Source organism: Mesorhizobium sp. M7A.F.Ca.CA.003.01.2.1 (genome assembly GCF_003998945.1).
GTDB lineage: Bacteria > Pseudomonadota > Alphaproteobacteria > Rhizobiales > Rhizobiaceae > Mesorhizobium > Mesorhizobium ciceri.
In genome coordinates this window covers 1-1,106 of record NZ_RZRA01001325.1, presented here as the reverse complement: position 1 = coordinate 1,106, position 1,106 = coordinate 1, and the positions used below count along the sequence as shown (strand labels likewise).

The window sequence follows — 1,106 nt, the reverse complement described above, 5'->3', positions numbered from 1 at the left end:
CACCCCGGCTGCTCCCACGGCCCCAGCGCCGATTGCGCCGGCGCCCGCCGCACCGGCAGTCGCTCCGCCGGCCACGATGGCGCCTTCGCAGCCAGGCACCCAGCCGAACACAGCCGCGCCAGCCGAGGCCGGACCTTCGACGGCGATGGAATTGACCTTGCCGCATGACCTGTCGCCATGGGGCATGTTCATGGCGGCCGATATCGTCGTCAAGGCGGTGATGATCGGGCTGGCCTTTGCCTCCCTCGTCACCTGGACGATATGGCTGGCCAAGTCGCTGGAGCTTTTCGGCGGCAAGCTGCGCATCCGTCGCGCCGTGCGGGCGATCGGCGAGGCCGCCACGCTGAAGCAGGCCGGCAGTACCCTCGACCGCAGCGGCGGCCCGGGCGCGCTGCTGGTGCGGGCGGCCGAGGAGGAGACCGCACTCTCAGCCGGCGCCCTCGATCATGTCTCAGGCGATGGCCTCAAGGAACGGGTTACGTCGCGCCTGTCGCGCATCGAGGCGGCGGCGGCGCGGCGCATGTCACGCGGCACCGGCGTGCTGGCGACGATCGGCTCGACCGCGCCCTTCGTCGGCCTGTTCGGCACGGTCTGGGGCATCATGAACGCCTTCATCGGCATCTCGCAGGCGCAGACCACCAATCTCGCCGTGGTCGCGCCGGGCATCGCCGAAGCGCTGCTGGCCACCGCGATGGGCCTGGTCGCGGCCATACCGGCCGTCGTCATCTACAACGTCTTCGCCCGCTCGATAGCCGGCTATCGGCAGATCCTCGCCGATGCCTCGGCAGGGGTCGAACGACTGGTCAGCCGCGACCTCGACTTCCGCACCGTCGCGCCGGCCGCGCCACTGGCGGCGGAGTAGCGCCATGGGAAGCAGAATCCGACAGACCATGGATGACGATCTCGAGGAAAGCCACGAGATCAACGTCACCCCGTTCATCGATGTCATCCTGGTGTTGTTGATTATCTTCATGGTCGCGGCACCGCTGGCCACGGTGGATGTCAATGTCGACCTGCCGGGTTCGACCGCAACGCCCGCGCCGAGGCCCGAGACACCGCTGTTCCTGACGCTGAAGGACGATCTGACGCTGGCGATCGGCAATGAC

2 protein-coding genes are annotated in these 1,106 nt (G+C 68.6%); both read left to right on the top strand.

What is annotated here, in order from left to right; translation table 11 throughout:
* The coding region (gene exbB / locus EN969_RS32380) for a tonB-system energizer ExbB (RefSeq protein ID WP_245467613.1) at positions 1–862 on the top strand (862 nt) is incomplete at its 5' end.
* Positions 863–866: 4 nt separating this feature from the next.
* Positions 867–1,106 (top strand): biopolymer transporter ExbD (locus EN969_RS32375; protein WP_206525300.1); only part of this gene is annotated, 240 nt, incomplete at its 3' end.